At 50.7% G+C, this 14,843-nt stretch carries 9 protein-coding genes and 1 rRNA gene; 6 read left to right on the top strand and 4 right to left on the bottom strand.

Annotated elements, in window-relative coordinates; translation table 11 throughout:
* Positions 1–129: 129 nt before the first annotated feature.
* The 5 genes from F454_RS0100050 to F454_RS0100030 all read left to right on the top strand — a co-directional run bounded on the left by F454_RS0100050 (position 130) and on the right by F454_RS0100030 (position 9,194).
* Positions 130–3,114, top strand: coding sequence for a PSD1 and planctomycete cytochrome C domain-containing protein (locus tag F454_RS0100050; protein WP_018968569.1), 2,985 nt, complete (start codon positions 130–132; stop codon positions 3,112–3,114).
* Position 3,115: 1 nt separating this feature from the next.
* On the top strand, positions 3,116–4,537 hold the full coding sequence (locus F454_RS0100045) for a DUF1501 domain-containing protein (protein ID WP_018968568.1): 1,422 nt from the start codon (positions 3,116–3,118) through the stop codon (positions 4,535–4,537).
* Between the two features lie 16 nt (positions 4,538–4,553).
* Entirely contained in the window at positions 4,554–6,551 is a 1,998-nt protein-coding gene (locus F454_RS0100040; RefSeq protein WP_018968567.1) for a c-type cytochrome domain-containing protein, read from the top strand.
* A 252-nt stretch (positions 6,552–6,803) separates the two neighbouring features.
* A complete protein-coding gene (locus tag F454_RS0100035; protein WP_018968566.1) occupies positions 6,804–7,298 on the top strand; it encodes a protein-tyrosine phosphatase family protein in 495 nt (164 codons plus the stop codon).
* Positions 7,299–7,346: 48 nt separating this feature from the next.
* Positions 7,347–9,194, top strand: coding sequence for a carbon starvation CstA family protein (locus F454_RS0100030; protein ID WP_018968565.1), 1,848 nt, complete (start codon positions 7,347–7,349; stop codon positions 9,192–9,194).
* On the opposite strand, the gene F454_RS0100025 is transcribed toward F454_RS0100030, so the two are convergent.
* The 3 genes from F454_RS0100025 to F454_RS15365 all read right to left on the bottom strand — a co-directional run bounded on the left by F454_RS0100025 (position 9,189) and on the right by F454_RS15365 (position 13,275).
* Entirely contained in the window at positions 9,189–9,689 is a 501-nt protein-coding gene (locus F454_RS0100025) for a hypothetical protein (protein ID WP_018968564.1), read from the bottom strand. The genes F454_RS0100030 and F454_RS0100025 overlap by 6 nt on opposite strands.
* Positions 9,686–11,008 carry a hypothetical protein gene (locus tag F454_RS0100020; protein ID WP_156817047.1) on the bottom strand — a complete coding sequence of 441 codons (1,323 nt, stop codon included), beginning with the start codon at positions 11,006–11,008 and terminating at the stop codon, positions 9,686–9,688. The genes F454_RS0100025 and F454_RS0100020 overlap by 4 nt, the downstream gene beginning before the upstream one ends.
* Positions 11,009–11,829: 821 nt before the next feature.
* Positions 11,830–13,275: a phosphatase PAP2 family protein gene (locus F454_RS15365; protein ID WP_018968562.1), complete on the bottom strand. Its 1,446-nt coding sequence runs from the start codon at positions 13,273–13,275 to the stop codon at positions 11,830–11,832.
* Positions 13,276–13,576: 301 nt separating this feature from the next.
* Here F454_RS15365 and F454_RS16725 point away from each other — a divergent pair, with 301 nt between their 5' ends.
* Positions 13,577–14,584: a glycosyltransferase family 9 protein gene (locus tag F454_RS16725; protein ID WP_018968561.1), complete on the top strand. Its 1,008-nt coding sequence runs from the start codon at positions 13,577–13,579 to the stop codon at positions 14,582–14,584.
* A gap of 13 nt (positions 14,585–14,597) precedes the next feature.
* On the opposite strand, the gene rrf is transcribed toward F454_RS16725, so the two are convergent.
* Positions 14,598–14,713 (bottom strand): 5S ribosomal RNA (gene rrf, locus F454_RS0100005).
* Positions 14,714–14,843: the final 130 nt, after the last annotated feature.

The raw sequence follows: 14,843 nt of genomic DNA, 5'->3' as shown, positions 1-14,843 counted from the left end.
ATCCAAAGAAAAAATATTACTTATTTCTAAAAAACATGACATCACCGTGTCATATCGAAGGATGTTTTGGTGTAATTCATAATCACACGCTTCTCTAACGCGTGACCCGCACTGACCAACTTCGATATCATGCACGACAAAACCTACCAAGGCAACCGCCACCAAGCATGGCTCGCCATCGCCTCGCTTAGCCTATTCCTGAGCCACGCACACGCAGGAGATGATCTCGACTTCAACCGTGACGTGCAGCCGATCCTCTCTGACAAGTGTTACTTCTGCCATGGTCCCGATGTCGAAAACAACAAGGCAGATCTGAGACTCGATATCCGGGAGAGCGCAATCGCAGCTGGTGCGATCATTCCAGGAGATTCCAAGAAGAGTCCAATCATCCAGCGCATCCTCACTCAGGACGCGGATGACATCATGCCCCCACCCGACGCCCACAAATCACTCACCCAAAAAGATAAAGACACACTCATCTCTTGGGTCGATGCTGGAGCGAAATACGACAAGCATTGGTCATACCGCAAGGTTAAGAACCCGGGAGAAACATCCATCGACGCCATCGTTGTCACAGGCCTTGAAAAGAAAGACCTTAAGCTCTCCCCTAAAGCCAAAGACGAGACACTGCTGCGCCGTGTATTCCTTGACACCCTAGGCCTCCCCCCCACCCCTGAGCAGGCTGAACTGTATTTATCAAACCCAAACAAAGCTTCATATGCTAAGCTCGTAGACACACTTCTGGCCTCGCCACACTTTGGCGAAAACATGGCAACCGATTGGCTCGATGCAGTTCGCTTCACCGACTCAGTCGGCTATCACGGGGATCAATACCGCGACGCCTCCCCATACCGTGACTACGTGATTCACGCCTTCAATACCAATAAGCCGTACGATGCATTCGTGACTGAGCAAGTTGCTGGCGACCTGCTACCAAATGCCACCATCCAGCAACGAGTCGCAGCGAGCTTCAACCGTCTCAACCAAATTAGCCAAGAAGGTGGCATTCAGGATAAAGAATACATCAAAAAATACCAAGCGGAGCGCATCCGCACCACTTCCACCGCGTTACTGGGTTCAACCCTCGCCTGCGCGGAGTGCCACGACCACAAATACGACCCATTCACCGCAAAAGACTTCTACGCCTTCGGTGCATTCTTTGCCGACATCCTTGAGAAAGGTGCTTGGAACGGATCAGGAAAATACCAAGAAGAGGACATCAGCAACTACCTAGCAGGCCCTGATGTATACGAAAAGCCAGGCATGGGGCCGACCTTGAAAGTACCAAACCGCACCTTCCTCCACGATGCACCCATCTACGAGGCCGAGCGCGCAAAACGTCTCAACGCCATGCACCAAGGCACACCTGCGGCGAACCGCAGCTTTGATCAATGGCTGCAGCGTAAGGAACAACTACAGCGTCAAGGCGTACCAATTGCCTACCCAGTGCAGTCGCCTGACAACTATCAACACACCCAGTTATCTCCCGATTTCAACATGTCCAACGGCGCTCGCTTCGTATTCAACGTCAATGCCGGCAAAGTCGATCTCCGCCACCTCAATCGCATCGGCGTGAGTCTCCAATTCCCAGATCATGAGTACATTTTCTACTGGGGATTCCACGCTGCTGACCCAGATCAACCAAAACGCTCACGACACCGTAAAGGCGGCATGCCTGCCGTAGATAAAGTGGTAGAGCTCGCCTTCAACATCAACGAACTTCGTCCAGCACACCGCAGCCAGAACCCTAGTAAAATCACCTTCCTGTCAGGTCAGAAAGATACATACTCGGACACAAACGCATTTAGTAATGTGCGTCTTGAAACCATTCGCCACCAAGTGCCTGTCGGTTTACTCAGCCAGCACAATAGAGACCTTCTAGAAAAACACCTTGCCGGCACAGCCACAGATGACGAGACCCTCCAGCTACGTCATGGCTACTTGGCAGACCACAGCAATACCGCCGACCAAACGAAGCTCCAACTCGCCTACCGAGCAATCAACAAGTACCTCGATGGAGTCCGCGAAACACCAGCCACGATCAGTGCTAAACCTAGAGAAATTAAAGTCCTCCCTCGTGGCAATTGGATGGATGAAACCGGAGAGGTTGTACTCCCAGCCACCCCACACTTCCTCGACCTCAAAATCAGCGCCACAGAAGACCAACCACTCAATCGACTCGACCTCGCCAAGTGGATGGTACACCGTGACAACCCACTCACAGCGAGAACCTATGTCAACCGCGTATGGGCTCAGTTCTTTGGCACCCCACTCTCGAGTGCTCCTGAGGACCTTGGCCTCCAGGGAGAGTACCCCTTGTACCCTGAACTGCTCGATTTCCTCGCCTACGAATTCATGGACTCAGGCTGGAATGTGAAGCATCTGGTGAAGACGATCCTGCTCTCGGATGTTTATCAGCAATCAAGCAAGCCAACTCCCGAGCTAGTCGAGATGGATCCTTACAATCGCCTGCTTGCCCGCCAGAGCCCACGTCGTCTCAAGGCCGAAAACATTCGAGACAATGCGCTCGCGATCTCAGACCTCCTCGTGACTCGCATCGGAGGTGCCAGCGCACGTCCATACCAGCCGACAGGCTACTATCAACACCTTAATTTCCCGCGCCGCACCTACAAAACAAACACGGATGAAAACCAATACCGTCGCGGCGTATACACCCATTGGCAGCGCACCTTCCTCCACCCGATGTTGATCGCTTTTGATGCCCCTAGTCGGGATGAATGTGCCGTCGCACGGCCACAGTCGAACACACCACTACAAGCACTCAACCAACTCAACGACCCAAGCTTCCTCGAAGCTGCAGGAGCCCTCGCAACGGGAGTCATCGGAGCACACCCAGAGAGTGATAAAGAACGCATCGAATACGCATACAAAAAGGCACTCACCCGAGAACCCAATGCAATCGAAATCGATAGCCTCAAGCAGTTCCTGATGCGGGAGCGCAATCGCTTTTCAGCCTCTCCTGATGACGCCACAGCCTTCCTCGAATCCGCAAAGTTTCAGCCAAACGATTCGATAAGCACCACAGAACTCGCCGCATGGACCAGCCTGTGCCGTGCATTGCTCAACCTCCACGAAACTATCACCCGCTACTAACATGAACCTTTCTGACTTCAATAAAGTACAAGACTTTTCCAGCCGTCGCACCTTCCTCAAACGGTCGCTATCAAGCCTTGGAGCCTTCGCCATTGGCGATCTCTTGGCCGGATCTGACGGACAAAATATTTGGAAAGGCACCTTGGGAAGTGGCACCCATATCCAACCGAAAGTAAAACGTGTGATCCACCTCTGTATGGCTGGAGGCCCTTCGCACCTCGAGACTTTTGATTACAAGCCAGAGCTGGAAAAACTGCATGGCCAAGCGATGCCTGAGTCTTTTACCAAAGGCGAACAACTGGCTCAACTCCAAGGATCAGCACTGCGTGTGATGGGTCCAGAGTTCGGTTTCGAGCGTCACGGTGAATCTGGGATGATGATCAACAACCAATTCCCCCACATCGCCAGCGTTGCTGATGACATCGCAGTCGTGCGCTCGATGTACACCGAACAGATCAACCATGACCCAGCGCACACCTTCTTCAACACCGGCTCCATCATTCCTGGCCGCCCCTGCATGGGAGCCTGGACACTCTACGGCCTCGGTAGTGTTTCATCAAACCTCCCAGGCTATGTCGTGCTTACCAGCGAAGGCGGCGGCCAAGCCCAGCCTATCTCATCGAAGCAGTGGCATAATGGATTCCTCCCAAGTAAGTTCCAAGGAGTTCAGCTGCAATCCAAGGGCGACCCAGTCTACTACGTCAACAACCCGAATGGTATCAACCGCGATGCCCAAGGGGATCTCATCAACACCATCAATGGCCTCAACCACCTCCACCTCGAGGAAAGCCATGATCGCGAAATTGCTGCACGTATCGCACAGTACGAACTCGCTTTCAAGATGCAGGCCTCCGTCCCTGAGCTCACCGACTTTGCCAATGAACCACAGCACGTACTCGACCTCTACGGCTGCCAGCCCGGCGATGGCAGCTTTGCATCAAACTGCCTCATGGCTCGTCGCCTCGCTGAACGTGGTGTTCGATTCATCCAGCTCTACCACCGCGGCTGGGACCACCACGGTGGCCTCAAACAAAACTTCCCAGTTGCCGCCAAACACGTCGACCAAGGGACCGCAGCTCTCATCAAAGATCTCAAAATGCGTGGCATGCTAGACGACACACTCGTCATCTGGGGTGGTGAGTTTGGCCGTACTCCGATGGCACAGGGCACTGGCCGCGACCACCACATCAAAGGTTTCTCTGTATTCTTCGCCGGTGGTGGCATCAAAGGCGGCACGGTTTACGGTTCCACCGACGAGTTGGGCTACGCTGCCACCGAACACCCGACCTCCATTCATGACTTGCACATGACCATGCTCCACCTGCTCGGAGTGGATCACAAGCAACACACCTTCCGCTTCCAGGGACGCGATTTCCGACTCACCGACGTGCACGGCCACCTCATCAAGGGAATCCTTGCCTAACTTCATAGCACCTACCATGCAAGCGCACCCTAAATCATCACGAGCCGTTCTATCCCTCTGCGGCATAGCCATTGCCGCTATCGCTGGGGCAACGATCTGGGCAAAGACCGCAGAGCCTGGCAAGCTTCCGCCAATACTCGAGGTTGGAGGCAACATGCACCCGCTCTTCCTTCACCTACCAATCGGAGCCTTCATGTACCTGGCGACCGCCGAGGTCTGGCGACTATTCACCAAAACCAAAAGCATCCCTGGCGCCTACCCAGTGCTCCTTTTCGGCACCGCCAACTCTGTGCTCGCCGCTCTCGCGGGCTTGCTCCTATACCAACAAGGCGAGTACAGTGGCGAGCTGGTCGATCAACACCTGATCTGGGGCGTCGTCTTCGCCCTGTGCTCAGTGATCGTACTGATCGCTGCAACTGCCAAAGGCAGTGACTCCGGCGCCTACCGCAGCACCATTTTAGGGTCGGCAGCAGCGCTCACCGTCGCAGGCCACTGGGGTGGTCTCATTACGCATGGCGACCCTCTCAAGCCGATTCTCGCCAGCACAAAAACGGAGCAAGACTTCTCTCAGGTCCCGCTCACCAGCTATCACGTGGTCGATCGAATCTTTGAAAATAAATGCTACAGCTGCCACGCCCAGGACACCAAACAAAAAGGCGGACTGCTCATGGATAGCTATGCAGCACTCATCGCCGGAGGAAAGAAAGGCACCTCACTCGTCCCAGGAGACATCAAGGAAAGCCGCCTCTCCTCCTACGTGCACCTCCCATTGGATGACGAACTTCATATGCCACCCGAAGGTAAGCCTCAACTCACTGAGGAGGAGATCAGCTTTATGGACCAATGGATTGGCTCTGGTGCTCCTGAAACCCTAGAGCTCGCATCACACGACTTTCCTTCTGAACTCACCACATGGGCACTCGCCTACATGGGCGCGCCAGTCATGCAGCAGGAAGCCACAAAGCTTGCTGACGATGAACCAAGTGTGGATGTGCTAGCACCACACATCGCCAAAGTTGAAGCCGTGATTGAAAATAGTATCTTCCGCCTCGGCCCCGGTGGTGAGGCGCTCACTTTCACCGCTGTGAATGCACGCAACGCTATCACTGATGAAACACTCGCAGCACTCCACCCGCTGGCTGATAGTCTCATAGAAATTGACCTGTCTGGATCGAATGTTAGCAGCCAAGCTCTACATCACTTGTTAGAAAAATCGGTGAACTTACAGCGATTGAACCTCTCAAACACCACTGTAGACAGCACTTGGATGCCTGTGGCTACCAAGCTGCCATCCTTGCAGAGCCTCATCCTCTTCGGTACCGAACTCGATGATCAAGATGTGAAGCAGCTCGCTAAAATGCAGCAACTTGAGAAGCTCTACCTCGCCGGCACCGGCATCAGCGAAAACCAAGTGACAGCCCTGCGCAGTCGCTTGGCCACGGCGGAACTCATTGCCGATGACTACCTAGCTTCACATCAACCAGTCAGCAAGGAGAAGATTGTCGCAGCTAAAACCGCCCCATCGAGTGACACAGACACATCCTCGAAGTTCAAAAACCTTGCTCTTGATGCCAGCATAAGCGCGGATTCTTTTTACCATCAGGGCACCGAAAGCTTTCCTGCAAAAAATCTGAACGACCAAAGAGAAGCAGATTCCGGAAGCTCAGGTAATTGGAGCTTCTGGTTGGCCGAAGATAACAAAACTGGCACCGTTACCCTTGACCTGCAACAAGCCTATCGGGTGAGCACAGTCGAAATCCAAAACACCCGCAATCGCCATTACGCAGACCGTGGTCTAAAAAGCTTCACCCTAGAGGGCTCCTTGGATGGCAAAAACTATACCAAAATCCTCAGCAGCGACTTAGCTCACCCAAGTGAAGCCAATGGCAAGGACTATCCATTCCACAGCTACACTCTTGATAAGTCACCACTTCGCTATCTGCGCATTGTGGGAGAAAGCCATTATGGTGCCAGTGGCGGATTGAATGAGATTCGTGTGTTTGCCAAACCATAGGCGATCCTAATCCAGTTTAACAACACCATCACCCGAAACACAAAAGCCTAACTCACAAGAGTTAGGCTTTTTAATGCATACTTTTCCACTCCTCAACCTCCAGACTAAGAGCCTCAAAAGATCAGACTACGATAACGAAGACAGGCTCTGACTCGTTGCATCATCATCAATCCATGCCACCAGTGATAGAACTGGCAACTCGATTGATATTTATTGCTTCCCATCGCCTATCATTCTGTCGTTAATTTCGGCATGTCGAATCGAGTTAGACCATGGTATTGGCCAGCCAAAGGCCAACCAGAACGCACTGAGCCATTCACCTGGATTATCCAAGATGTGATCGCTGCCTCATGGTGGCCAGATCCCTATGTCTTTGATATTTATAAAGATGAAAACGTTAAGGCTGTGGTCAATTGTTGCGAATTCGACAACCGCAAAGACGTTCCCAAGCAATTTGATTACTATCACATCCACGTCCCAGACTACGGAGTGCCTACCGATGATCAACTAAATCGCTTCATCGAGATCATGGACAAACATCATGCCGCTGGCGAATCCGTTGTCATCCACTGTGTCGCCGGATGTGGTAGAACTGGCCAATTCATCGTTGCATGGTGCTCCAAAGCTGGGCTCATCCCAAACAACCTCAATCCAGTAGAGTGGATTCGAAGCAAGAGACGTTGCTGCCTTGAAACTGGAGCCCAAGAACAATGCGCTAAGCGCCTCTACAAAAAATACCATTCCTAATCGCGGGATCCTGACCTCAAAGAAGCGCACGCTTGCCACCACACAAACATGGAAACTCTTGCAATAGCCATAGGCTCACTTGTCCTCTACCTCATCGCCTACAACACCTATGGCAGGTGGCTCGGACAGAAGATTTTCAAACTAAGTAAAGACAACGTCGCTCCAGCACTTGCCCTCGAAGACGGCAATGACTACGTACCTACAAAAAAAGGCATCGTATTCGGCCACCACTTCACCTCAATCGCCGGAACAGGCCCAATAGTCGGTCCCGCATTGGCTGTCATGTGGGGATGGCTACCTGCATTAATCTGGGTACTTGTCGGATCTATTTTCATTGGTGCAGTACACGATTTTGGAGCACTGGTGGTGTCGATGCGTAACCAAGGAAAAACCGTGGGCGATATTGCGGGCGACGTCATCACGCCCCGAGTACGAACCCTCTTCCTACTCATTTTGGCTGTCGCTCTTTCCATTGTACTTGCCATCTTCGGCTTAGTCATTGCCGTGGTATTCCGCAGCTTCCCTCAGTCAATCACCCCCTGTTTGATCCAGATCCCTCTCGCTATTGCCATTGGCTTTTTTGTGCACCGACGTGGACTCAACATCTTGATACCTTCCATTGCTTCTCTGGCTATCATGTATCTCTCAGTAGCCTTCGGCAATGTAGGCTTTCTGGAATCTTGGAATAGCACTCTAGCAGCTTGGCCTATCATGACCTGGGTCACCACACTGCTCGCATATTCCTACGTAGCCTCCGTGCTCCCAGTATGGGTCTTATTACAACCTCGTGACTACATCAACTCACTGCAGCTCATCTCTACCATTGCACTCGTAGTGCTAGGACTCGTCGTTGCAGGATTCGTAGGTGGAGCTCCCATTGAAGGTGTCCGCCCAGCTTTAGAGATCGTCGCGCCAAGTGTGGAGCCAGATATTTCAGCCAAGCAATTACCACTCATCTTCCCTTTCCTTTTTGTCACCATCGCTTGTGGCGCGGTCTCAGGCTTCCACTGCCTCGTTTCATCCGGCACTTCATCGAAGCAGCTCGAATGCGAGACTGAGGCTCGCTTTGTCGGTTACGGCTCTATGCTTACTGAGGGATTCCTCGCTGTACTGGTTATCCTAGCATGCGTCGCAGGTCTAGGACTGGGCCTCCATAAAGGAGATCAATTACTCACTGGTGCTGCAGCTTGGAATGCGCAGTACCCAGACTGGGCAAGCTCTAAAGGACTCGGCCCCAAAATTAGCGCCTTTGTCACTGGTTCCTCCAACTTTCTTCAAGCAATCGGAATTTCAGCTGACTTTGCAAAAGCCCTCATGGGCGTCTTCGTCGCCTCATTCGCCGCAACCACGCTCGACTCAGCTTGCAGGCTCCAACGTTACGTGATTCAAGAACTGATGGGCTCAATCATCCACAAAACTCCCTCAGAAGCGCCCAAAAAACAACTTAAAGAGTTTCTAACTAATAAACACACCTGCACCATCTTCGCCTGTGTGATCGCCTGGTGGATGGCCTCCCTCCCAGCAAGTCCAGGCGCCTCAGGCTTATTCGGTCAGGCTGGGTCTGGAGGAGTCATTCTATGGCCACTATTCGGAGCCACCAACCAACTACTCGGTGGGCTAGCTTTCCTCGTGATCTACTTCTGGATGCGTAAACAAGAGATGCCTACTTGGTTCCTCGTCCTACCGACGATCTTCATGCTCATCCTTCCCGCTTGGGCGATGCTCTATCAGATTTTCGTAGCGGCCATCGGTTCCGAGCTTTCATGGATCGAGCAAGAACGCTGGCTGTTAGTCGGCATAGGAGGTCTCACACTCATCCTAGAAGCTTGGATGATCTTCGAAGCAATGACGCGACTAAAGGCGATCCAAAAAAAGGCACCGCCTCGAGCGTTATAACACACGCTTGATACGCTTCACAGCGATCGATAAGATCAATGATACGGTAATCATTGAACTCAACGTAGTATACCCAATCGCCCATTGCCAGTGCTCGACCAGTCCGCTTCGCACCTCAACCACATCCAATTGTCCAAAGCTAAATAGACTTGGGATCGAACTAGCTGCAAGCACCGCTGTGATCATCCCTAAAATGCTTCCTAACACTCCTATAACACACAGCAGTCGAAACACAGCCAGCCCCCCTTCTGCACCATACACATTCGGACATTTGCTCGACCTAACATGCTTAAAAAGGCAGATCAAAACTTGACCGAGAGGAAGTGTGATCGCAAGAGCCCAAGTCCAACTAGCAGCTATAGCTCCAGCATGCTCCGCATCCCCATTTGATGCGAGTAGCCCCATAAATCCAGCCAAAGAGCCAGTAACAGCTCCCAGCTGCACCAGAACTACAATGTCTTTTTTGATCCCAGTACTGATTTCTAAGCGATTCATTTCTTCAACTTTTTCATTTGATCAACAGCACTGCGCCATTTCTCCAATTCAGTTCGACCAACTTTGCTAGCCCCCTCAATGTGTTTAGCACTACTTCGGGTTTCACCCACAACCTCATGCATCTCACGTGGCAAATCTTTGATGCCCGCTAAGTGTAAAATCACTGTGTTCAGTTTTGCCTTTACTCCCTGAATCACTCGCTGCGTGCGTTTCTTAACATTCAAGAATTTACGAGCAAGCCACCCCTTTGCTCGGTCAAAGAGCCCAGGCTTATTGTTTTCAGCACGTTGTGCGGTGGTGCTTTGTGTTGAGGAGCCTTGACCTTTATACATGGACATTTCCTGAACTGGATCCTGAGTCATTGATCTCCCAGCCTCAGGAGCAAGCTCAGATCCACCAGAGGAAGGTATGTTTAAGGCAGTTTCAGCCTTGGCAACTTCAGCTTCCTCTTTATCCAATGCACTTTGACTAGCTTCAAGTTGGGAGTCGAGTGACTCCGAGCGATCCAAGGTCTGAACCCCAGCTTCTAATTGACCACGATGACCACTCAATGCTCTTAAGTCTTTCCCCCCAGCTTCCATCGAACTGATCGCATGCGAAGCTTCATCAGCGCCTCTCTCAATAGAGGAATTAAATGATTCTGATCGCTGTATCTCTACCATCATATGATCCCCTAGCTCTCCATCATTAAAAAACTGAAGTGTTGAACCAAGGTTATTGGCATAGCCTAGCTGTGCTTCCTTTGAATTTTGATGAGCAATCGTGGAGACCATTGCCCCCGTTCCGCCAAACTCCCCGATAGTGTCACTCACTACAGCCCCAATGTGTCTACCCTTGTCGGCTCCACTTAGCGCTTGGCTAGCAAGTACACCTCCACCACTTGCTGCTGTGAGCCCAGTACTAATTCCTCCGGTGATCACACCCAACAACCCATACCCCAATTTGGCACAATCTCGGTAAAGAGTCGGCCGAATCCTTGCTTTGTCTTCATCTGGAAGTGCGCGCATTCGCTTCACATTGTGCCGTATCAAAATCCCCTGTAATACGGTCATCACAGTATGAGCAGCAAGTGACACCATTCCTGCAATAGCGCCAATTGGCAGGCAGGCTGGCACCCCAAAGCCAATGAGATTAAGCACCAAAGCGATGATACCGCTAACCGAGCCAATCAAGTGCATGATGCGTGAAGCCGTGTCAATTTTCTGCATCACCTGACCAAGCCCATCGGAGCCATACATATTTTGCTTAATGATAGCAGCCTTCTCCGCTGAGAGCCTCTCCATCGTCACATGCTTGGCTGCGTCCTTATAACGCTTCAAATAGCTGTTCCTAACTATGCCACCTACAAAGGCTCCAGAATCAAACGGTAAATTGGTTTGATGCTGAGCAATTGTCCACGCATCTTTTTTATCACTTTCCGTCGGAATATAAGTCTCCGATTCTGTGGAAGGTGCTATCTCCTCTCTCCTTTCCCCATCCAATAAAGGAGTCCTATTGTCACTTTGTTCAGAACCAGATCCTTGATTCGTTTTACCCTTCTCCTTTGCCCCCCCCTTAGCTTGAATAGGCGAAGGATCATCACATCGAAGCTCAGTGCGCCCCCTCACATCGGAATCCCCATGACGCGGAACAATAGATTCAGCTGATTGCTGAATCTGAACACGTTGAGCTACCGAACGTGGGCTATTTGACAGTTGCTCTCCAAAACCACTAGTTTGATGGCTGCGAGCATTCTCTCGTACCATCCCACCATATCCACTTGATGAGGAGCGCCGGTCTTCGACAGGTAACGACACTCCCCGACTTGGGACAGCTACCTTATTCGAACTTGGTTCCTTTTGCACTTTCACTCTCATGCTTACCTACAACTACCCACATTCTAACAACAAACCAACAAAATGATAGATAGCCGTATAATTGCCTTCGCTTGACCTCTTCTACATGAATGGCAAATCGCATTGGATCATGCATTCTCAGGAGAGTCATGTATGAGTCACCACCTCTTAACCCTCGATTGTTAGGTCGCCTACTCATTGCTCCGTAGCAACTCCTTCCTTTTATAATTTGATGCGACACGAAAAAACCTCAGGCTGAATCCAACCTGAGGTTTTTAGAATGTTCATGCGGATTAATGCATGTTTTAGAACTTGTGTCTGTATCCTAAGCTCACGATGTCATCGTAGAAACGAGGGCGGTTATAAGCCCCCACTGGAGCGACATTGCTCAATGGATTAGCGAGGAGGTTGTAGCGGTAGTATAGCACACCCTTATCAAAGACTGGGAAGCCCAGCTCGAAGAGGTGGTTGGCCACAAATTCATCTTCAAAATCGAACTTTTCATTGAGGTAGAGGAATTCAGGTCTCCAGAATGCGTAGACACCATTCTCGAACTTGTACTCTATTTGGAATTCCAGTGAACCAGCTGAAGTCTTCAAGAAAGAGTTGTCGCCATCATGCAGAGACTCATACCATGAAGCTGTGGTGTAGAGATTCAAATTCGTCCACGGGCTCCATGCACCGGTAAGTTTAGGACGCACAATCCAGGAATCACCCCCGAGGTTCTTCTCGGCATCTCCGGTTGGGATCAACTGATCCAAGCCAAGTGATGCAGCACGCACACTCCAATTATTCTGAGGCTCTTTATCGTAAAACCTCCAGAGGTAATCAATCTGCGTATCGCCAAAGCCACTGGTATCAAGGTCGTCTAATTTGTTCCATGTGTAGCCAATTTCAGCCCCAATCATCATATCCTCACGGAATGCCCAATTGCCCCTGAGGCGAGGTGCGTAACCAGTGAAATTCGTGCTATTCCTGTTCAAGTTCTGACTTTGATCAATCATATCAAAGCGAAACTCAGCAAAACTCTGAATCCTTGTAGGGTCTGAGCCTGTCCAAACTTGGTTTGACCGTCCCTGCCCGAGTGGACCAGTGAACCAATTACCAAAAGTATCACTCAGAGAAGCTTTGGCTCCGCGATTGTCTGCATACGCGTCGGGATCATGATCAGAGAGAGAAAACTTAAAGCCATAGTAACCATCCTTGAGGTCCGGCTTGACCTTCAAATCTTTATTACCAATACGGTACGGAGTCGTATGGATGTATGCGGACAAGGTACCAATAGCAGCACCACCAATGACGTCCCATGTATCGTGTACGTCGGCATTCACACGACTGTATGCTGTAAGGCCAGCAAGACCATAGGCCGGAATACCCCACCCCCAACCATAGCGACGCTCAATAAACGCTGCACCAGAAAAAGCCCCTGCTGTGTGCCCAGAAGGAAACGATTGCGTACCGTTAGAAGGGCGTGTTTTGTCTACCACAAACTTAATTGCAACCTGCGTACCTAAACTAGTTCCCATTGTTTTCAACCACTGCTTAGACCCCTCCCAATCACTGTCACGCTCAAACAACGTGGCAATACCACCTGCACCTGGGAGCGCAAATTGAAGAACGTCACCGATATCTCGGAGCGTATCTTCGGATTCGGCTTTCACGGCCTGAGCACTTGAGCCAAGAACTAGTGCTGCGCCAAAAACGCCCGCACTCTTCTGACTCACCTTTCGCAGTTTATATAGGGATGACATAGGAATAATTAATGTAGGTTAACTAACAAAGACTAGCAATATACTACTTGTCCATAAATGTCGAGTACTCACTCACAAAGTCTAACAGAACCACAAAGACCAATCTCTTAGTACGCTCCAGTCTCACATCGAGAAGGAACTTCGACACACCGTATCAAAACTTCTTCACCTTCCTGATAATGACAACTTCTTCACCCTTCTTGGCTGTGCCATCATGGCTGAATATTTGAGAGTGATTTGCCTTGATAGAGTTTATTGTCAATAACCTCGTAATTGTGACCGCTCACTATCGGCAGGAATAATGAAACAGGAACCTGAAGCAGATAAGAACATGACAAAGATTGCACTGATTCCTCACCCTGGCTTGGGAGATGCCATTGTTGTTCAAGTATTAGCGCACAATCTGAGCTTGAATGGGTATCAAGTACACACACACCACCAACTAACCTCGACACTCGACAGATACTTTGCGTCATCAACTGCGCTCCCTCCTCTAGAGCCCCATCAATATGACGCCTATGATTCAGTCATCCACGTCTCAGCCAGCAAGCAACACCTTCATTTAGAGCTCTGCCATGGCGCTGAGATTCCCAGCTTCCTTCGTCACATTGCCATCGCTCGGCAATCAGCAACCAGCATATGCTATGCCCTTCCCCATCACTCCCCAAATCAGAGCATGGCTGAAAACATCTTCGCAAGTCTCAAACATACCCTGAAACTGAAAACTACTGAGAAAAGTCACGGCTTAGTCGATTTAGATTTTGAATACAGGAAAAGCAGCATGCGTGTGGCAATCCATCCCACCAGCTCAGACATTGCTAAAAATTGGTCACCGCACAAGTACCTACAATTGGCCGAGAAGCTAGAACACATCGGAATGCAACCCCACTTTGTACTCTCACCCACCGAACAAAAGTTTTGGAAAGAGGTCTGTGATTGTCGATTTCCCACGCCAGACCTGAGCATCCCTGAGCTCGCTAAATTTCTCTATGAGTCAGGCTACTTCATTGGTTCCGACTCAGGCCCCGGCCATCTCGCTTCTATGCTAGGGGTTCCCACTCTGACGATTTTCCCAAGAAAACGCAGTAACTACCAATGGCGACCTGGATTCGCTAAGAACGTCATAGCCGCTCCGGCTTCTAGATTAAGTCTTGGCAAGGCTCGCTACCACCGTCGTTCCTTGCTATCAGCAGATCGTGTGATGCAGTATTTTATGCACTTAGCTGAAGAGGAATACTCAATCAACACAGCACCAATCCCAGCAATCAAGTTGCTAGGCACAAAAAAGCCCGATCTCAGCGTTAGCTAAGACCGGGCATATAACCTGGCGACGACCTACTCTCACAGGGCCTATCGCCCAACTACCATCGGCGCTAAAGTGTTTCACTTCCGGGTTCGGAACGGGACCGGGTGGTTCCACTTTGCTATGGTCACCAGAGACCGCACTTCGTGCGGAGTGATCAGTGTGAAGTAAGAAGTGTGAAGTTCTTAGTCACATCACTTTTTGATGGCTCAAAAAGCGGTCTCTATTGGCCTTAGCTTTCGCTTTGGTTTAAGTAAGTTTTCGA

It is taken from the genome of Rubritalea marina DSM 17716, assembly GCF_000378105.1.
Classification (GTDB): Bacteria; Verrucomicrobiota; Verrucomicrobiia; order Verrucomicrobiales; family Akkermansiaceae; genus Rubritalea; species Rubritalea marina.
Note: the sequence above shows the minus strand (reverse complement) of the source record. Positions and strands in the feature narration are given on the sequence as shown.

Bases quoted from the DNA above. Each gene is read 5' to 3' on its own strand.
- F454_RS0100025 (WP_018968564.1), bottom strand. From the start codon at position 9,689: ATGAATCGCTTAGAAATCAGTACTGGGATCAAAAAAGACATTGTAGTT.
- F454_RS0100040 (WP_018968567.1), top strand. From the start codon at position 4,554: ATGCAAGCGCACCCTAAATCATCACGAGCCGTTCTATCCCTCTGCGGC.
- F454_RS0100050 (WP_018968569.1), top strand. From the start codon at position 130: ATGCACGACAAAACCTACCAAGGCAACCGCCACCAAGCATGGCTCGCC.
- F454_RS0100045 (WP_018968568.1), top strand. From the start codon at position 3,116: ATGAACCTTTCTGACTTCAATAAAGTACAAGACTTTTCCAGCCGTCGC.
- F454_RS0100035 (WP_018968566.1), top strand. From the start codon at position 6,804: ATGTCGAATCGAGTTAGACCATGGTATTGGCCAGCCAAAGGCCAACCA.
- F454_RS0100030 (WP_018968565.1), top strand. From the start codon at position 7,347: ATGGAAACTCTTGCAATAGCCATAGGCTCACTTGTCCTCTACCTCATC.
- F454_RS16725 (WP_018968561.1), top strand. From the start codon at position 13,577: ATGAAACAGGAACCTGAAGCAGATAAGAACATGACAAAGATTGCACTG.
- F454_RS15365 (WP_018968562.1), bottom strand. From the start codon at position 13,275: ATGTCATCCCTATATAAACTGCGAAAGGTGAGTCAGAAGAGTGCGGGC.